Annotated in this window: 16 protein-coding genes; 13 read left to right on the plus strand and 3 right to left on the minus strand. The window is 63.8% G+C overall.

Annotation, left to right across the window (positions count from 1 at the left end; translation table 11 throughout):
• Positions 1–29: 29 nt before the first annotated feature.
• Positions 30–902, minus strand: coding sequence for an alpha/beta hydrolase (locus AC1L6K_RS04580; RefSeq protein WP_480951544.1), 873 nt, complete (start codon positions 900–902; stop codon positions 30–32).
• A gap of 205 nt (positions 903–1,107) precedes the next feature.
• Here AC1L6K_RS04580 and AC1L6K_RS04585 point away from each other — a divergent pair, with 205 nt between their 5' ends.
• The 7 genes from AC1L6K_RS04585 to AC1L6K_RS04615 all read left to right on the plus strand — a co-directional run bounded on the left by AC1L6K_RS04585 (position 1,108) and on the right by AC1L6K_RS04615 (position 11,498).
• Positions 1,108–2,106: a LacI family DNA-binding transcriptional regulator gene (locus AC1L6K_RS04585; protein ID WP_480951545.1), complete on the plus strand. Its 999-nt coding sequence runs from the start codon at positions 1,108–1,110 to the stop codon at positions 2,104–2,106.
• Positions 2,107–2,349: 243 nt separating this feature from the next.
• The gene (locus AC1L6K_RS04590) at positions 2,350–3,651 is read left to right on the plus strand and encodes an ABC transporter substrate-binding protein (RefSeq protein ID WP_480951546.1); all 1,302 of its coding nucleotides are present in this window, start codon (positions 2,350–2,352) and stop codon (positions 3,649–3,651) included.
• Between the two features lie 121 nt (positions 3,652–3,772).
• Positions 3,773–4,741 carry a carbohydrate ABC transporter permease gene (locus AC1L6K_RS04595; RefSeq protein WP_480951547.1) on the plus strand — a complete coding sequence of 323 codons (969 nt, stop codon included), beginning with the start codon at positions 3,773–3,775 and terminating at the stop codon, positions 4,739–4,741.
• Positions 4,738–5,607: a carbohydrate ABC transporter permease gene (locus AC1L6K_RS04600; RefSeq protein WP_480951548.1), complete on the plus strand. Its 870-nt coding sequence runs from the start codon at positions 4,738–4,740 to the stop codon at positions 5,605–5,607. Before AC1L6K_RS04595 ends, AC1L6K_RS04600 begins: the two co-directional genes overlap by 4 nt.
• A gap of 109 nt (positions 5,608–5,716) precedes the next feature.
• Positions 5,717–7,831 (plus strand): beta-galactosidase, encoded by a 2,115-nt coding sequence (locus tag AC1L6K_RS04605; protein WP_480951549.1) that lies wholly within the window; start codon positions 5,717–5,719, stop codon positions 7,829–7,831.
• Complete coding sequence (gene yicI, locus AC1L6K_RS04610; protein ID WP_480951550.1) at positions 7,828–10,164, plus strand: alpha-xylosidase; 2,337 nt, start codon at positions 7,828–7,830, stop codon at positions 10,162–10,164. The genes AC1L6K_RS04605 and yicI overlap by 4 nt, the downstream gene beginning before the upstream one ends.
• A 317-nt stretch (positions 10,165–10,481) precedes the next feature.
• Positions 10,482–11,498, plus strand: coding sequence for a GTP pyrophosphokinase (locus AC1L6K_RS04615; protein ID WP_480951551.1), 1,017 nt, complete (start codon positions 10,482–10,484; stop codon positions 11,496–11,498).
• Positions 11,499–11,527: 29 nt separating this feature from the next.
• Here AC1L6K_RS04615 and AC1L6K_RS04620 read toward each other — a convergent pair whose 3' ends face one another.
• On the minus strand, positions 11,528–12,040 hold the full coding sequence (locus AC1L6K_RS04620) for a VOC family protein (RefSeq protein ID WP_480951552.1): 513 nt from the start codon (positions 12,038–12,040) through the stop codon (positions 11,528–11,530).
• Positions 12,041–12,112: 72 nt separating this feature from the next.
• Here AC1L6K_RS04620 and AC1L6K_RS04625 point away from each other — a divergent pair, with 72 nt between their 5' ends.
• The 5 genes from AC1L6K_RS04625 to AC1L6K_RS04645 all read left to right on the plus strand — a co-directional run bounded on the left by AC1L6K_RS04625 (position 12,113) and on the right by AC1L6K_RS04645 (position 17,175).
• A complete protein-coding gene (locus AC1L6K_RS04625) occupies positions 12,113–12,931 on the plus strand; it encodes a helix-turn-helix domain-containing protein (RefSeq protein ID WP_480951553.1) in 819 nt (272 codons plus the stop codon).
• Between the two features lie 63 nt (positions 12,932–12,994).
• On the plus strand, positions 12,995–14,179 hold the full coding sequence (locus AC1L6K_RS04630; RefSeq protein WP_480951554.1) for an ABC transporter substrate-binding protein: 1,185 nt from the start codon (positions 12,995–12,997) through the stop codon (positions 14,177–14,179).
• Between the two features lie 125 nt (positions 14,180–14,304).
• Entirely contained in the window at positions 14,305–15,492 is a 1,188-nt protein-coding gene (locus AC1L6K_RS04635) for an ABC transporter substrate-binding protein (protein WP_480951555.1), read from the plus strand.
• Positions 15,489–16,286, plus strand: coding sequence for an ABC transporter ATP-binding protein (locus tag AC1L6K_RS04640; RefSeq protein ID WP_480951556.1), 798 nt, complete (start codon positions 15,489–15,491; stop codon positions 16,284–16,286). The genes AC1L6K_RS04635 and AC1L6K_RS04640 overlap by 4 nt, the downstream gene beginning before the upstream one ends.
• Complete coding sequence (locus AC1L6K_RS04645; RefSeq protein ID WP_480951557.1) at positions 16,279–17,175, plus strand: ABC transporter permease; 897 nt, start codon at positions 16,279–16,281, stop codon at positions 17,173–17,175. The genes AC1L6K_RS04640 and AC1L6K_RS04645 overlap by 8 nt, the downstream gene beginning before the upstream one ends.
• Before the next feature lie 91 nt (positions 17,176–17,266).
• Here AC1L6K_RS04645 and AC1L6K_RS04650 read toward each other — a convergent pair whose 3' ends face one another.
• Positions 17,267–17,614 carry a hypothetical protein gene (locus AC1L6K_RS04650; protein WP_480951558.1) on the minus strand — a complete coding sequence of 116 codons (348 nt, stop codon included), beginning with the start codon at positions 17,612–17,614 and terminating at the stop codon, positions 17,267–17,269.
• Between the two features lie 213 nt (positions 17,615–17,827).
• On the opposite strand from AC1L6K_RS04650, the gene cobA reads away from it, so the two are divergent.
• A complete protein-coding gene (cobA, locus tag AC1L6K_RS04655) occupies positions 17,828–19,108 on the plus strand; it encodes a uroporphyrinogen-III C-methyltransferase (RefSeq protein WP_480951559.1) in 1,281 nt (426 codons plus the stop codon).
• Positions 19,109–19,117 lie beyond the last annotated feature (9 nt).

The following is a 19,117-nucleotide window of genomic DNA, read 5'->3' on the forward strand; positions in this document are numbered from 1 at the left end:
GGGCGGCCCCGGATTGATGTGGATGTGGGCTAATTTGTTTCCGGGAGCCACCCTTGTTCGCCCAGCCAGGCTTGGCACAGCGTGCTCCATGCCTCCAGCGGGCCCAGCCCCTCGGCGAGCCCCTTGCCGTGATCGCCGCGCTCAAATACATGCAGGTCAAACGGCACATTGTTCAGCGCCAGGGAGTTGGCGTAGCGCAGGGAGTGGCTGACGGGAACGCCCCCGTCGTCGGCCGTGTGCCACAGGAACGTGGGCGGGGTGTTGGCGTCAACCAGATGCTCCGCGCTGAGCGCCCGGCGGGCCTCCAAGGTGTCGCCGCTGCCCAGGAGGTTGGCGACGGAGCCCTCATGCGGTTCGTGGACAAAGGAGATGACGGGATAGGCCAGGATGGACAGGTCAACCCTGGCCGGGGATTCGGGGGCGCAATCGCCGCCGGGCAGCAATGCCCCCGTGGACAGCAAAGCGGCCAGGTGCCCGCCCGCGGAGAACCCAATGACGCCGATGCGGCTGCGGTCAATGTCCGAACCCAGATCCAGGGCGCCTGTGCGCGCGGCAGAGAGTACATCCCGAACGCGACGCAACCCGCTTGGATGGCGGTGCGGGGCCACCGGATAGCGAACCACCAAGGCGTTCAAGCCAATCCGGGACAGCCAGTCCGCAATCACCGTGCCCTCATGCTCGGCATGCCTGCCATATCCGCCGCCGGGCAGGACCAGCACCAGCGGTGCCATGGCGGGTTGCCACGAAGCGCCCGAACCTTGCGGTGCTGTTGCCGGCCGAAAGGACAGGTCCCCGTCCCGGAGCGACGGCGGTGCGCCCGTGCCCCTGGTCGTGCTCGTGGACGTGCTTGCGACTTGGGATGCCTGGGCAGCTGCTGCCGGCGTGGGGGAGGGGCTGTTCATGCCCTCATGCTAACCATTTCCCCGGGACGCGATGGAACGTCTGGCATGTGAACGGCGTCACGTACAGTAATCTTGGACACAGGTTGCGCGAAGCGCTTCGATGATTTAGCGTGGCTGTAAACATTGCATTATCGAAGCGCTTAGACAATGCCAATATCCAGACCGTGCCGAAACTGTGGAGATCCCCATCGCTAATATCAAAGACGTGGCCAAGGTGGCCGGGGTCTCCATTAGCACCGTCTCCTACGCCCTGTCCGGCAAGCGGCCCATCGCCGATGCCACCAAGACGCGCATTGCCCAAGCCGTCACCGAGCTTGGCTACCGCCCGAACGCCGGTGCCCGCATGCTCGCCAGTTCCCGCACCAACATCTTTGCCTTGACGGCTCCGATGCATGCCGACACCCACCCGCCGGCCCTGATGGCCTTTGTGCTGTCAGTGGTCACTGCGGCCCGCAGCTTCGACTATGACGTGCTCCTGCTGACCGAGGGTGAGGCCATTGGTGGTCTGCGCCGGGTGGCATCCAGCTCCTTGATCGACGGAATCATCATGCTGGACGTGACGTTGGATGACGAGCGGGTGCCTGTCCTTCGTGAACTCGGCCTCCCCGCGGCGTTGATTGGTATTCCACGGGACGCCGAGGGACTGACGTGCGTGGACCTGGACTTTGAGCAGGCCGCACGACTTGCCGTTGACCGGCTCGTCACCCTGGGGCACACATTCATCGGCCTGATGGGCCACGCGCGGGACCTCTACGAACGCGGCTCCAACTATGCCCCGCGGTTTCGGGACGGATTCCTTGTTGCCGCCCGGGAGGCTGGCATCGATGCGGCATTCCACACCACGGATGCGAGCCGGACGGGCGTGGAGGAATCCTTCGACGGCCTGCGCGCGCAACTGCCCGACATGACAGCCGTTGTGCTGAACTGCAATGAAACCATCCATGGAATCCTGCTGGAGATGCTGCGCGAACGTGACATCCCGGTGCCGAAGCAACTGTCGATCGTCTCGGCGTGCTCCAGCTTCTCCACCGAACATTTCCTGCCTCCCCTGGACGTCATACCCCTGCCGTCACAGGAATCGGGCCATCGCGCGGTGGAACTGGTCATACAGCAGCTTGGGGGTTTTGCCGACCCCCACATCGAGCTGCTCGAGCCGGTGTATGACCGCAAGGGTTCCTCCGCTCCGCCGCCCTCTGGCCGCTAAGCTTCCGCCCAGCTTCCGACCCTCCCAGTCTTCCGACCGACAAATATTCGAACCGACAATTAGCATCCCTGCCGGCGCCAAACCCGCTTGCTCCGGATGGAAAGGAACCACTCCTCACCATCGAAACGCTTCGATTAGGCGAATCAAGTTCACCGTCCCCGACCACACCGTCCCCGAAGCGCGCTGCACTAAAACCCCGGAACCATGGCACCAGCGGGTGCCCGCCTACAAGGAAGTAGTGAAATGAAGAAAACAAAATTCATGACAGCGATCGCGGCCATCGGCGTCAGCGCAATGTTGCTCAGCGGATGCTCGGCAGGATCCACTGATGTCAGCGCAGACAGCGGACCGGTAACTCTTGATTTCTGGTCGTGGGCACCCAACACCCAAAAACTCGTTGACACGTGGAATGCGGCCAACCCGGACATCCAGGTCAAGTACACCGATGCCGGCGGCGGCAAGGACTCCTCGGCGAAGCTGCTGACAGCCAGCCGTGCCGGAAACGCCCCCGACATTGCAGCAGTTGAATACCCGACACTGCCGTCCTTGATCGTGGCCGACGTGCCGCTGGACATCACCGACCTGGTGTCAGACGTCAAGGACAAGTACGACGCGGGCACCCTGTCACAGACCACCTTTGACGGGCAGATCTACGGGTTGCCGCAGGACATCGGCCCCATGGCCTATTTCTACCGATCTGACCTGCTGGAGAAGTGGAACATCCCTGTTCCCACGACGTGGGCTGAATTCAAGACGGCCGCTGCCGCGGTCCGTGCAGCAGACCCCAAGGCATACCTGGCGTCCCTGCCGGCAGATCAGTGGGCTTTTTATGCAGGCGTCGCCAATCAGGCTGGTTCCAAGTGGTGGTCAGTCAGCGACAACACCTGGACTGTCGGAATCGCCGATGAGGCGTCATTGCAGGTAGCGGACTATTTCCAGGACCTCGTGGATGAAGACCTGATCTCCACCGATCCGATTCTCACACCCGAGTGGAACGCCAAGGTCAACAGCGGCACGATTCTTTCCTGGCCTGGCGGACTGTGGGCTCCGGGCGTGATTGAGGGCGTCGCAGCCGACACTGTCGGCAAGTGGTCAATGGCAGCATTCCCCCAGTGGACAACCGGTGACGCCTCCGTCGCCTACCAGGGCGGTTCGGCTGAAATCGTGACCAAGAATTCCAAGCATCCAGAGCAAGCTGCGGAGTTCATCAAGTGGCTCAATGCCAGCGATGAAGGTGCCAACTTGGTGCTGACTGTGCAAAATGCCTACCCGGCAGCAATCTCCGGGCAGGAAGCGGCAAAGTCCAGCAAGCCGCCGGCGCTCATGCCGCAGCAGGACGATTTTTATGACCTTGCCGCAACCATTTCATCGAATGCGATCCCTGTGACGTGGGGGCCCAACGTGAATGTTGCCGAGAGCGCCTTCTCCGATGAGTTGAACAAGGCAATCAAGGCAGGCACACCCTGGCGTGACGCGTTCAAGGCAGTGGAAAAGATCGTTGTGGCTGACATGGCCAAGTCAGGCTTCGAAATCAGCAACAAATAGCCAAGCAACACCCAATTCACCCGCGGCGCCAGCTGCATTGCGAGGGCCGGTGCGCCCTGCCCGGTTCCAGCGGAACACCCCGGACCGCCGGCCCTCGCCAAACCCAAAAAAGGAAGAATCGATGACTGTCACTTCGGACAGAAAGGTGGGACCACCCGCGCGGACGGACGCCGTCCCAACGCGCAAGCGGCCACGTTCTCGAACACTCTTCGCCCCCTACCTGTTTGTGGGGCCGGCCGTGGTGTTGTTTGTACTGTTCATGCTCGTTCCGATCATTTATGCGGCCTACCTCAGCTTCACGACGTACAAAATTACTGGCGGCGGCATTCTCGGCAAAAAAACCAAGGTCTTCGCCGGCTGGGACAACTACGTGGCCGTGCTCACTGATCCGGCCCTTGGCTCCGGATTCTGGCATCTTGCCCTCTACGCCGTGATTGCCGTTCCCGTCACCCTTGGCCTGGCCCTCCTGTTCGCATTGCTTCTGGACACCCCGGGGGTGCGTGCCACCAAGTTCGGCCAGACTGCCATCTTCATTCCGTATGCGGTACCGGGCGTCATCGCCGCTCTGCTCTGGGGCTTCATGTACCTGCCCTCCACCAGCCCCTTCTCCTACATCACCGAGGCACTGGGCTGGGGTGCCATCCCGTTTCTGGAGTCCTCGGGAATCTTCGGTTCCCTCGCGAACATCGCCATCTGGGGCGGAGTCGGCTTCAACATGATCATTATTTACACCTCACTAACAAGCATCCCCGCCGAGATTTATGAGGCCGCCAGGATCGACGGCGCCAACGAACGACAGATTGCGTTGCGGATCAAGATCCCCCTGGTCGTACCCGCACTGGTCCTCACAGGGATTTTCTCGGTGATTGGTGCCCTCCAGCTCTACGGTGAGCCAACAACATTGAAGCCGATGACGGATGTCATCAGCCAGACCTGGGTTCCGCTGATGACGATTTATCGCAACGCCTTCCTGACCGATGACCTCCCCGGCGCAGCGGCACTGTCAGTCGTGCTCGCACTCGGGACCGTCATCGTGTCCGGACTGGTGATGTGGCTCAGCAACCGCCGCAACAAGGGAGAAAAGTCATGACCGCAGTTGCCAATCGCGAGATGGCCAAACTTTCCGGCAAACGCGGGAAGACCTGGCCAACAGTTCTTTTGATGCTGGGTGCCCTGTACTGCCTGGTCCCCGTCCTCTGGGTATTTACCGCCATGTCCAAGTCGCCAAGCGAACTGTTCACCACCTTCTCGTTTGTCCCCGGCACCGGCCTGCTGGACAATTTGGCGGACTTGTTCAGCTACGGTGGCGGACAATTCGGGCTGTGGTCGGCAAACTCGTTCCTGTACGCCGGAGTGGGCGGACTGGTGTCAACCTTCGTCTCGACCATGGCTGGTTACGGGCTGGCAAAGTACGAATTCAAGGGCCGGACGGTAATCTTTTATGCCATCCTCGGCGGTGTGTTGATTCCGGGAATCACCTTGGCGATCCCGCAGTACCTGCTCCTGTCGCAGGTGGGCCTCGCCGGGGGAGTGATGTCCGTGCTCCTGCCGCTGATCATCAGCCCCTTTGGCATCTACCTCTCCCGCGTCTACGCCTCGGCAGCCGTGCCGCAGGACACCATCGAGGCTGCGCGCATCGACGGTGCCAGCGAGTGGCGGATCTTTACTAAAATTGGCATCCCGATGATGGTCCCAGGGATGGTCACTGTGTTCATGCTGCAGTTTGTGGGCATCTGGAACAACTTCCTGCTGCCATTCATCATGCTCAGTGACCAAAACAGTTATCCGCTGACAGTCGGCCTTTACACGCTGCTTTCCAAGGGGTCCGGAAGCCCGGCCCTGTATTCGGTGGCCATCACCGGTGCCGCCGTCTCCATCATTCCGTTGATCGCCCTGATGCTTTTCCTGCAGCGCTTCTGGCGCCTGGACCTGCTCTCCGGCGGAGTCAAGGGCTGAGGACCACAACCACAGCGCACCCTGCCAGGCACGCCCTGCCAAGTACGGCGGCGCCACGGCCTCCCGGGCGCAGACAGCACTTTTACACGAACCAGAAAGCGACCTTCCCATGACGGATTTCCTCTCCCGCTCCTCCGATGTGCCCGCTGGCACGACCTTCCCCTGGATTGCTGACGGCTTTGCCCTCGGCGGCGACTACAGCCCCGAACAATGGCCGGAGTCAGTCTGGACTCAGGATATTGCCTTGATGCTGGAGGCCGGGGTGAACTCTGTCAATGTTGGTGTCTTCTCCTGGGGGTTGTTGGAAATTTCCGACGGCGTCTTCGACTGGGGTTGGCTCGACAGGATCATGGAGCTGCTGGCCGAGGCCGGCATCGGTGTCAACCTGGCCACCCCCACGGCGGCACCGCCCATATGGCTCATGCAGGCACACCCCGAGATCGCCTGCGTCAATCAGCATGGGGTTCGAAATTCCCAGGGCGGACGGCTCAGCTGGCGCCCCAGCTCTGCCGTGTTCCGCCGCTACGCACTGCGCATGGTGGAGGCCGTCGCCACCCGCTACGGCAACCACCGCGCGCTAAAGCTGTGGCATGTCAGCAATGAGCTGGGCAATGAAAACGCTCACAGCTACGACGCCGAGACAGGGCAGGCCTGGCAGCTGTGGCTGGAGCGGAAGTTCGGCACCGTCGAGGCCCTCAACGACGCCTGGGGAACCGCGTTCTGGGGGCACCACTACACGTCCTTTGAGCAGTTGCAGCCGCCGCGCCACACGAGCACCAGCCACAACCCGGGGCTTTTGCTGGACTTTGAACGGTTCACCTCCGACGCGCTGCTGGGCCACCACCTGGCCGAGCGCGAGGTGCTCCGCCGGGTCACCCCGCACATCCCCGTCACCACGAACTTCATGGTGCAGAACCACCCGAACGGCCTTGACTACGCCGGCTGGGCCAACGAGGTGGACCTGGTCTCCAACGACCACTACACGTTGGGCCACGATCCGGAACGACACGGGGAGCTGGCGTTCTCGGCCGACCGGGTCCGGGGCATGTCCGGCGGCGACCCGTGGCTGCTTATTGAACACTCCACGTCCGCCGTCAACTGGCAGCCGCGCAACAGGGCCAAGTCGCCCGGGGAACTGATTCGCAACTCCATGGCGCACATTGCCCGTGGAGCAGACGGCGCCCTGTTCTTCCAGTGGCGCCAGTCGACAGCCGGCAGCGAGCAGTTCCACTCCGCAGTGGTCCCGCATGCCGGGGCGCGCAGCAAAATCTACCGGGAAGTGAAAACCCTGGGACAGACGCTGCGCAACATCCGCGAGGTGGCTGGCAGCCGGGTGCAGCCGTCCCAGGTGGCCATCCTGTTCGACTACGACGCCGCCATGGCGTTGAAGTCAGGGTCCAAGCCCAGTGTCGACGTGAACTCACTGGACGTACCCCTGACACTGCACAGAGAGCTGACGGCCCGCGGCATCCAGGTGGACATCATCCATCCGTCCGCGCCCCTCACCGGCTACAAGGCCGTCCTGGTTCCAACCCTGTTCCTGTTGACAGCTGACAACGCAGCGAAGCTGGACACTTTTGTCCGCTCCGGCGGACACCTGCTTGTTACGAGCTTCTCCGGCATCGTCAGCGAACACAACCGGGTGATCGAGGGCGGCTATCCCGGAGCGCTGCGGGACCTGCTGGGCGTGCGGGTGGAGGAGTTCTTCCCGCTGTTTGAGGCCGAAAAGGTGGGCCTTGACGGGGCGCTGACAAACGGGACGGCATGGTCCGGAGCCGTCTGGAGCGAACTGCTCGAGGTCACCGAACATGGTGCCGGCAGCGACGCGGAGGTTCTGGCCCGCTACACCTCCGGGGAATTGTCCGGACAGCCGGCGATCACGCTGCGCGCAGTCGGTGCGGGAACAGCCCAATACGTTTCCACCCACCTGGACCGGAACTCCACAGGAGCACTCCTGGCACAGCTCATTTCACGTGCGGCCATCACCCCGGTGGCTGTGGCAGACAGCGGTTTGGAACTGGTGCGCCGCGCAGCCGCGGCTTCTTCAGGCAGCGGGGCGGATGCCGCATCCGCCCCGACCTGGCTGTTTGCCATCAACCATTCAGCAGGGCCCCTTGCGCTCGCCGCGACAGGACTCGACCTCGTGTCGGGTGCCCGGTTCACCTCCGGCGATGCTGTTGCCGCCGGAGCCGTCGCCGTCATCCGAGAGGATCCCCCAGCTTGAAATTCACCGATGGTTTTTGGCAGGCACGCCCCGGCGTGACAGCCCTCTACGCCCACGAGGCGCACGACATCGTCCCGGACGGCGACACCCTGCGCGTCTATGCCCCCACCAAGGTCATTGAGACCCGCGGGGACACACTCAACCGGCCCATGCTCAGCGTGAGCCTTTCCTCGCCGCTCGACGGCGTGATCCGGGTTCGGATTGAACATCACAAGGGCCGCCGGTCCAGTGCCGGATTCGACCTGGTGGGTGCCACCGAGGGTGTTGGGGTTGCGGCCGCCCATGAGGCGGACGGGGTCCTGGAGTCCGGGACCCTCACGAGCGGCGGCCTCACCGCCCGCATCACCCCCGGGGCGCCGTGGAACCTCACCTTCGAATCCGAAGGCAGGGTCCTCACCTCCAGCGGCAGCAAGTCTGTGGGCTACATGAATCTGGCCCCGGACGCGCCAGTGGCCGCCGAGCCTGTTGGCGAAGTGGGTGTCACCACCTCGGGACTGGCCCCCGCCACCAGTTATGTTCATGAGCAGCTCAGTCTGGGCGTGGGCGAACTGGTCTACGGGCTGGGCGAACGCTTCGGCGCCCTCGTCAAGAATGGCCAGACCGTTGACATTTGGAACGCCGACGGCGGCACGGCCAGCGAACAGTCGTACAAAAACATCCCGTTCTACCTGACCAACCGCGGCTACGGCGTCCTGGTCAACCAGAGCGAACATGTCTCCTTTGAGGTGGCCTCCGAGTCCGTCAAACGAGTGCAGTTCTCCACAGCAGGCGAAGCCCTCGAATACTTTGTGTTTCAGGGCCCCACCCAGAAGGACGTGCTCGAACGCTACACGGCTCTCACCGGCAGGCCGGCCCGGATTCCGGCCTGGTCCTACGGCTTGTGGCTCTCCACCAGCTTCACCACGGACTACGACGAAGCCACCGTCAACAGCTTCATCGACGGCATGCGCGAACGGGAACTGCCCCTGTCCGTATTTCACTTTGACTGCTTCTGGATGCGCGAGTTCAACTGGACCGACTTCGAATGGGATGCCCGGGTCTTCCCCGATCCGGAAGGAATGCTGTCCCGCCTGCACGAAAAAGAGCTGCGGCTCAGCGCCTGGATCAACCCCTACATTGCCCAACGCTCCAAGTTGTTTGATGAGGCAGCCGACGCCGGATACCTCGTGTGCAGGGCCGATGGCAGCATCTGGCAATGGGACCAGTGGCAGGCAGGCATGGCCCTGATCGACTTCACCAACCCCGCCGGCACCGCCTGGTTTCAGGAGAAGCTCCGCGTGCTGCTGGCTCAGGGCATCGATGCGCTCAAGACCGACTTTGGTGAGCGCATCCCCACCGATGTTGTGTGGCATGACGGCTCGTCGCCGGAAGCCATGCACAACTGGTACACCCAGCTGTACAACCAGGCCGTTTTTGAGGTGTTGGAGGAACAAAGGGGGCAGGGCGATGCCGTCTTGTTTGCCCGTTCCGCGACCACTGGCGGGCAGCGCCTGCCGATTCATTGGGGAGGGGACAACTCGTCGTCGTTCGAGTCAATGGCCGAGACCCTGCGCGGCGGGTTGTCGCTGGCGTTCAGCGGCTTTGGCTTCTGGAGCCATGACATTGGCGGCTTTGAAGGCAAACCCGACCCGGAAGTCTTCAAACGGTGGGTTGCCTTTGGCATGCTCTCCAGCCATACACGCCTGCATGGCTCCTCCAGTTACAGGGTGCCGTGGGCCTTCGACGAGGAAGCCGTGGAGGTCACACGAAAATTCTCGCACCTGAAGCTGGAACTGATGCCGTACCTGTACGAGGTGGGGCTGGAAGCGCATGAGCGCGGGCTGCCGTTCATGCGCCCCATGCAACTGGAATTTCCCCACGACCATGCCTGTGACTACCTGGACCGCCAGTACATGATCGGCAGCGACCTGTTGGCCGCCCCCGTTTTTACGGCCAACGGCACCGTGGATTACTACCTGCCGGCAGGCAGCTGGACCAACTACTTCACGGGGGAAACCGTCCAGGGAGGTGGCTGGCGCAGTGAAACCCACAGCGTCATGAGCCTGCCCCTGTGGGTTCGCGGAGGCGCCGTGCTGGCAACAGGAAGCCGCACCGACCGCCCCGACTACGACTACCTGGACGGATTGCTCGTCACCGTCTATCCGGGTGCAAGCGAAAGCAGCACCACCACGCGTGTCACCAGTCCGACGACGGGGCGGGAAGCCCGCATCACGGTGGTCCGTGGCAGCACGACAACCGAAGTGTCAAGCGAGGGAGCCGACATTCGTGTCCGGATCGCGGGCGGCAGCGCCGTCACCGCCTCTGCTGGAAAGGCAGTTCTCAGCCATGTCTAATGCACGCGTTGCCCCAACCGTACCGTTCGTTTTGGTCGGGACTGCCGGTACCGCGGCTGGGGCCTGACGTCCCCGGGCTGCCGCTGATGATCACCGGGAACTGTGCATCGTTCGCCGACACTGTCAGCACCGGGACCACCGCATCGGGTGAGCGCACCGCCGTCGTCCATGACCCGCGGCGTCCTTGCAGCACGGAACGAAACACAGTTCCCGGCCGTTGGGCTGGACAAGCCCTGTGAAGATGGGAGAATTTGAAGAGAGGTCCGGTGCACAGTCCGGCCGGGAATGGCAAGGGGGACACCATCGAAAGTTGGGCCGTGAAAGACACGGGGATGGCAGTGGAAGACGAACGATTCCAGGAACGTGCGCTCGGAGATGCGGCGCAGGCCATTCGCAACACTATTGTGGACCGGCTTCACGACGACGGTCTCAACCACCACGACGTGCAATTCAGGGTCAAGTCGCCTGCCTCCGCGGCGGAGAAGCTCACTCGTCGCGACCATGACGGCTTGCTGAAGTATCCCGGCGGACTCGAACGGCTCGATGACTTGATCGGTGTCCGGGTGATTTTGTTCGTGGAGTCGGACATCGACGCTGTGGCCATCGCCCTGAGCAACCAGTTCACCTGCCTCGACGATGAAGACAAGACGGCCATGATGCGCAAGAATGGCGGCATTGGCTACGCCGGCCGGCACCTGACGCTGGAAGTGCCTGCGAACAACCCGCCCACCAACTGCAGGGATTATTCGGGCTACCGCTTTGAAGTTCAGATCCGCACAGTCCTCCAGCACGCCTGGGCCGAATTTGAGCATGACATCCGCTTCAAGGGATCCAGCGGCGACAATGCCGAGATCAGCCGCGCCTTCACCATGGCCTCCACCTTGATTGAACTCGCAGACCAGCAGTTCGTGAACATTGCCGACACACTCAAGCGGCTGCAGGCCGAGGGTGCCATCGTCCCGGTTCCTGAGACCCAAATGCTCGATGCAGGATCCCTTCAGACTGTCCTGAACCGGGCCTTCCCGCAGTATCGCAGCAGCAAGGAAAACCAGTACGACTGGATGGTTCACGTCCTCGCCGCGAACGGCATCGGCACCGTCAGTGCGGCCGAGGAATGGTTTAAGTCGATCGATGCGCGCAAGGTGGCCAAACTGATGGCCTACCGCTTCAACCCGGGCCAGGTCCGCATCGCCGACGATCTGCTGTTGCAGTCCTTTGGGGAGTCGTATGTGGATGCCACGAAGTCGGTGGGCAGCGACAGGAACCGCGAGTCAAAGCTGCTTTCACGCCTGCGCAGGCTCCGCGACGAGTTGGACGGCCCACTGGACAACTGAGCCGTGGACGGCCCGCCGCCGGCAGGGCGTCAGCCCTGGCTTGCGGCCCATTCCGCGACGCGTGCGCTGCTCTCCTGCTCGGAGAGGTCCTCAACACGGGTCATGACGGACCAGCGGACGCCAAAGGGGTCCCGGATGCTGGCAAATCGGTCGCCCGAAACGAAACCAGCCGCAGTCTCCCTGACGGTTGCCCCGGCTGCGACGGCACGGGCCAACACCGCGTCAACGTCGGAGCAGTAAAGGGCGATGGAGTAGCAGTCGTCGTCTCCCTCCGGTGCCGGGACCAGATGGTAGTCCGGGTTGGGCTCGCCCAACTGCAGGCGGCCCTGGCCAAAGTCCAGCTCGGCATGCACCACGACGCCGCCAAACTCCGTGACACCCACGGTGCGGGCCCCAAAAACGTCCTCGTAGAACGCAATCGCCCCCGCCGCGCCGACAATGGCAAGAAACGGGGTCAGGCTCGTGAACCCGTGCGGCACACCGCGGGTCGTGAACTCTCCGTCCGCGGCGGTGGCAGTATTTGTTTCTGCTGAATTATTCATGCAACAAACGATACGCAGACCCCATGCCGGATGCTTGTAGATTCGCGACAGCATCGTCCATAGACTTGCCCCGTGGTCAGTTCTTTCAAGGGAATCCTGTATCCGGCACGGCTGCCAACGTTTCACCGCATCCCCGCGCCCGAAGAGGTTTCACAACTGGTGTCCTGGTTTTGGATCCCCGAGTGGGACATTGCGCCTGGCCGGACCTCGCGCCAGCAGCTGCTTGCCTTCGCCGCGTGCAACCTGGTGGTCCAACAGGAGGCAGTGGAGCTGTCCGGCCCCGCAACCAGGGTCTCCCACCGGGACCTCACGGGACGGGGCTGGGCCGTGGGCGCACTCCTGCGTCCGGCGGCCGTGCCCGCATTCACCAACAACCCGGCGGAGCTGCGCGACACGCAACTGCTGCTTGAGCTGCCCGGGCTGCTGGCCCCCGTCGTCAGTGCCATGGGAGGGCGGGACCCGGAGCAGCGGCGTCAAAATGCGGTTGCGCTGTTTTCAACATGGCTGCTGGGCCGGATTCCTGAGGTCGGGCCGGAAGCGTTGTTGGCCAACGCCATGGCGGAGTTGATCGCCGGCAGCGCGGACGTGGTCCAGGTGGACGATGCGGCCCAACAGCTGGCGGTGTCCACAAGGACCCTGCAGCGGCTGGCGAAGAAGTACGTCGGCCTGAGCCCGTCAGCGCTCATACGACGGCGGCGCCTCCAGGAAGCTGCCGACCGTTCCCGCACGCATCCCGGCCTGGGCTTGGCCGAAGTGGCTGCCGAATTTGGTTACGCCGACCAGGCCCATCTGGCCAATGACTTTCAACGCTTTCTTGGCTTCACCCCGGGCAGCTACCGGCGGGCAGTGGGCGGCGGGGAGTGGGCGGCGGGGAATTGTGAAGCACCATGACCTGCCGTGACCCGGCGTTTCCGAACTGTTGATTCGGGCCTTGCCGATTTCTAGCCTTGGAAAATGACACAATTTCCTGCGCACGACACCCCGGATGAAACAGCACCGGGCAATCCCGCGCCACTGAAAACCAACCGCATCGTTGCAGGGCAAAAGACCCGCCGGAAGCTTCGCGGCCTGGAAGTCGTGGCCCTCGCCGCCCTGGTGGGCCTCATTGGGGCCGGCGCTGCCGTCGCCGCGGTGACCGCCGGCAACACCACCACCGAAAACACCGAACAACAAGCCGGCCCCGGACCCGCAACTGAACTTCGGCTGGGCTACTTCGCGAATGTCACGCACGCCCCGGCGTTGATTGGGGTCAACGACGGCGTCCTCGCGAAAAACCTCGGCGCCACCACCTTGAAAACCCAGGTGTTCAACGCGGGCCCGTCCGCCATCGAAGCCTTGAACGCCGGAGCCATCGACGCCGCCTATCTCGGCCCGAACCCTGCCATCAACTCCTTCGTGAAGAGTGGCGGGGAGTCCATCCGCATCATTGCCGGTGCCACCAGCGGCGGCGCACAACTTGTCGTGAAACCCGGCATAGCCTCGGCTGCGCAGCTGAAGGGCAAGGTGCTGGCCACACCGCAATTGGGCGGCACCCAGGATGTGGCGCTGCGGTCGTGGCTGGCCGGGCAGGGCCTTGAAACCACGCCAAGCGGCGGGGGCGACGTCACCATCAACCCCACCGACAACGCCAGCACCCTGAAACTCTTCGAGGCGGGAAAAATCGACGGGGCCTGGCTGCCCGAGCCGTGGGCCTCGCGCCTGGTGCTCGAAGCCGGTGCGGAAGTCCTGGTCAACGAGGCCGATCTTTGGGAGAACGGCGAGTTCGCCACAACCATCCTGGTCGTCAGCAAGCAGTTCCTGGCGCAGCATCCACAAACCGTTGATGCACTGCTGGCCGGCAACGCCGAGTCCATTGACTGGCTCAACTCCCATCCGGCGGACGCAGCCGCATCCGTCAATGCCGCGTTGAAAGCGCAGACGGGCAAGGAACTGCCCGGGGATGTCATTGCCCGGTCCCTGCAGGAGCTGAAGTTTTCCGCGGACCCGCTGGCCGCAACGTTCCCCAAATTGTTGCAGGACGGTGTCACAGCCGGTGTCGGCGAGAAGGCCAACCTGTCGGGCATCTTTGACCTGAGTCCGTTGAACCGAATCCTGGCGAAAAACGCAAAGAGCGCCGTCTCCGCAGGCGGACTGGACTGAAAAACACCCGGCGACGGGCTCTTCACGGCTGTCGCGGCCACGAGTTTGTGACGCTGCGTGAACCACCGTGACCTTGGGAGTCCCATGCATTGAACGGGCCCAACCACAGTCCCTACCGTTTAAGGATGACTACACGGGGAAGCCAATCCGGCACGAAGACGCCCGACGCGCCGCAGGGACCTCCCGCCCTGGCGCTGAGGCGCATCGTGGCCGGTGAGAGGCCACAGCACAAATGGCGCGGCCTGGAAATTATTGTTGTTTCGGCACTCGTCGCCCTCATCGGGGCGGGGGCGGCCGTCGCCAGCGTGAACGCCAAGGACGGCGAATCGGCCGCGCCTGCCATCGCCGCGGCGCCGGCCTCCGTCCTGAAGCTTGGGTACTTTGGCAACGTCACCCACGGCCCGGCGCTGGTTGGTGTTGAAAAGGGCATCATCGCCAAGGACCTCGGCGACACCACGCTGGAAACGCAGGTGTTCACCACCGGCCCGGCCACCGTGGAGGCACTCAACGCCGGGGCCATTGATGCGGCCTACCTTGGCCCCAACCCGGCACTGAATTCCTTTGTGCAAAGCGGCGGGGAATCCATCCGCATCATCGCCGGGGCTGCTTCCGGCGGTGCCCAGTTTGTGGTCCGCCCGGGCATCACCGGCGCCGAAGACCTCCGGGGGAAGACCATCGCCACCCCGCAACTGGGCGGCACCCAGGATGTGGCGCTGCGCAAATGGCTGGGCGACCGCGGACTCTCCACCGACACCTCCGGCGGCGGGGACGTCACCATCACCCCCACCACGAACGCCCAAACGCTGCGCTTGTTCCAGGACGGGAAGATCGACGGCGCCTGGGTCGCCGAGCCCTGGACCTCGCGGCTGGTGCTCCAGGCCGGAGCGAAAGTCCTCGTCAACGAGGCTGACCTCTGGGACAAGGGAGAGTTCAGCACCACCGTGCTGGCCGTGAACAAGACGTTCCTGGCGGAGCATCCGCAAACTGTGGAGGCGCTGCTGACAGGACACGTGGAATCGGTGCAGTGGCTTGACGGGCACCCGGATGAGGCCGGGACCGTCATCAATGCCGCGCTCAAGGTGGCCATTGGGCAGCCGCTGGAAGACGACGTGATTGCCAGGTCCCTGTCCGAACTGACATTTACCTCCGATCCGCTGTCCGCCACGTTTCCGACATTGCTCGACAACGGGGTCAGCGCCGGCGTTTCCAAACCGGCAGACCTCAACGGGCTCTTTGACCTGACATTGCTTAACAAGGTGCTAAAGGCTGCCGGCGGGAAACCCGTCACGGCAGCAGAATTGGGTGCGGAATGACAGGGCTGACAACTGCCGAAGCCACCACAGGATCCACGGGCGCAACGGGGGCGGACAGCGAAAGCCGGGCACCCGCCGTCGTCCTGGAAAACCTGGGCAAGCGCTTTGGCGCCGGTGCGCTGGTGCTCGACGGCGTGAATGCGACCGTCCGCCAGGGCGAGTTCGTGGCCCTGCTGGGGGCGTCGGGCTGTGGAAAATCGACACTGCTGAACATCATTTCAGGGCTGGACGTGCCCTCGGCAGGGGCCCTGGAGGTGCCGGCGGACGGGGCGGCATTCATGTTCCAGGATTCATCACTGTTCCCGTGGCTCAGTGCCCGCGGCAACGTGGAACTGGCATTGAAGCTGCGCGGTGTCGGGCGGGCCGAACGCAAGGTGCGGGCGGCGGAGCTGCTTGACCTGGTGAACCTGGGCCATTCGGTGGACAAGCGTCCGCACGAGCTCTCCGGGGGCATGCGCCAACGTGTGGCGCTGGCCAGGGCGCTGGCGCAGGACAGGCCGCTGCTGCTCATGGACGAGCCGTTCGCCGCGCTCGACGCCATCACCCGCGACCTGCTGCACAACGAACTTGAACGGATCTGGAAAGAGACCGGGCGGACCATTATTTTTGTCACCCACAATGTGCGCGAGGCTGTGCGGCTGGGGCAGCGGGTGCTGCTGCTTTCCTCCCGTCCGGGCACTGTGGTGGCCGAGTGGCAGGTCTCGGAAGAACACAGAACCAACGCAGGCGCGGCCGGAAAACTTACCGGCGACATCACCACCCGACTGCGCGAGGAGATCCGCCGACATGCCTGAAACAGTAACTTCACCCATGCTCAAGAGCGGAACCGCAGAGGAGATGCGCTCCCTGGAAGCGGGGCTGGACTCGCTGCAGTCCGAGGTTGTTGAACGCCGCGCCATCGACTGGTCGCGGGTCCTGCTGCCGCTGGCAGCCTTCGTGGTGCTGCTGCTGGCATGGCAGTTCTATGTTTCACTGGGGCTGCGCCGCCGCGACCTGGTGCCCGGCCCGCTGGATGTGCTTGGCACGCTGGGTGCCCTGTGGTCCGAGGGGACTGCCCAGGAAGCGGTTGGGACGTCGCTGCAGCGCGGCATCGTCGGCTTCACCATCAGCATTGCAGTTGCCACCCCGATCGGCCTGCTGCTGTCGCAGGTCCGGGTGTTGCGCCGCGCATTTGGCCCGTTGATATCGGGCCTGCAGGTGCTGCCGTCGGTGGCTTGGGTGCCGGCAGCCATCATCTGGTTCGGCCTGACAGATGCCACGGTGTACTTCGTCATGTTCATGGGTGCCATCCCTTCCATCATCAACGGGCTCATCGCGGGCGTGGACCAAATCCCGCCGCAATACCGCAGGGTGGGGCAGATCCTGGGCGCCTCCCGATGGGAGATGGCCGTGAACGTGGTGCTTCCGGCTGCCCTTCCAGGCTACGTTGGCGGGCTGAAGCAGGGCTGGGCGTTCTCGTGGCGCTCACTGATGGCTGCCGAAATTATCGCCATGGGCGGATCGCTCGGTTTCGGCCTGGGCTCGCTGCTGGAACAGGGCCGGCAGCTCTCGGACATGGGCATTGTGATGTCTGCGATCCTGGTCATCTTGTTCGTGGGCATCGCCGTTGAACTGCTGGTCTTTGCGCCCGTGGAAAAACGACTGCTGCGCGGACGCGGGCTGCTTGCCGGCAGCACCCGGTAATCCCTGCCCAACAGCTTAAAAAATGGGGTGCGGAAACGTCTTGTTTCCGCACCCCATGTTCCGGCTGGAGCCGGAACAAAAACGCAACTGGCTAGTAGTTGACCTGGCTGAGCGCGCCGGCCGTGCTGATCGCGATGCTGATCATGACGATCGTGATCACGATGGAAATGAGGCCAATGATGGTGCCAATCCAGCCGGTGACCTTGCCAACGGTTGCGGCTGTGTGCAGCTGCTCAGCCTTCTTTGCCTTGAAGATGGCGATCGGACCCAAAATGATGCCGACGAAGAACAAGGACAGAATGCCCAGGATCATCGACGTCTGTGCGTGCTGGGAGCCCTGCAGCTGCTCAACGGAGTTCTGGGTGTAGACCGGAGCCTGCTGGAACTGCGGTGCCGGCGGAAGCGGTGCCGGCGGCTGCTTGTATGGTTCTTGTGACATAGTGGTCCCCTTATTTGGTCACGGAAGTGATGAGCGTACCCAAGGAGCCTACCAACAGGCGGGATGGTCCCTGACCGCGCAGCGCGTTTGTGGCGGCCGCTGCGGTCGTCACCGTGGGAGGCGCCACCTTATTGTGTCCTCCCGTGACGCCGCGTGAACGGGTGTAACGCGCGTCTTGTCCACCCATATTGCACTTCCCTAGGGTTTTGTTTCATGGCAATTGTGGATCTGTACCCAACCTCGCTCCGGCTGCTCGGCCGTCCCGTCCTCGTCGTGGGCGGCGGCACCGTTGCATCACGACGCGCCAAGGCACTGCTCGACGCCGGAGCCCACGTCACGCTTGTTGCCCCGGCTCTCAGCGCCCCGGCCCGGGCAATGGCCGACGCCGGCCTGCTCACCTGGCACGCCCGCGGCTACAAAAGCGCCGACATGGCCGGTGCCTGGTACGCCGTGGCAGCCACCAACAACGCCGGCGTCGACGCCCTGGTGGCCGAGGACGCCGAGAACAACAGGACCTGGTGCGTCAACCATTCCGACGCGGAAGCGTCAGCGGCATGGACGCCGGCCGTTGCCACGGTTGAAGACATCAAGGTGGCCGTCAACGCCGGGGGAGACCCGCTCCGTGCCGTGGCCATCCGCAATGCCATCGCCGCGGCGTTGGAGAGCGGGGACCTGCCGCTGCGCCGGTACCGCGAAACGGCAAAAAAACAGGCCCATGCCGGTTCCGGACAGTGCGGTTCCGTTGCCCTCGTCGGCGGCGGACCCGGCGCGGAGGACCTCATCACTGTGCGCGGCCGCCGGCTCCTGGCCGAGGCCGACGTCGTCGTGGCTGACAGGCTGGGCCCGCGCGGCCTGCTGGAAACGCTCGGCGCGAACGTGCGGGTCATTGAGGTTGGCAAGACGCCGGGCCACCACCCCGTGCCGCAGACCGAGATCAATGCGATCCTGGTCCGCGAAGCGCTTGCCGGCAATAGGGTAGTGCGGCTCAAGGGCGGCGACCCCTATGTGCTGGGCCGCGGCGGCGAGGAAGCCATCGCCTGCCGCGAAAACGGTGTGGACGTGGAAGTTGTCCCCGGTGTCACAAGTGCTGTCAGCGTGCCCGCGGCGGCCGGCATCCCTGTCACACACCGCGGCCTGGCCAAGGCATTCACCATGATCAGCGGGCACGAGGAACTTGAAAACGTCCCGCACGGCAGCAACCACACGGTGGTCCTGCTCATGGGCGTCGGCACGCTGCACCTCTCCATGCCGATCCTTGAGGCCGCCGGCCGCGGGCCGGACTGCCCCGTGGCCATCATCGAAAACGGCTACGCCCAAAACCAGCGCGTCACCATCGGCACCCTGGGCACCATCACGGCCCTCGCCCGGGAAGGCAAGGTGCGCAACCCGGCCGTCGTCGTCGTCGGCGATGTGGTGCGTGTCAGCCCGCTGGCACCTCCGGAACTCGCCACTGCCCAGTACGGCACGCGGGAAACTATCAGAACCTTCTCTTAGACTTATCCA

Source organism: Specibacter sp. BI4, from assembly GCF_056680095.1.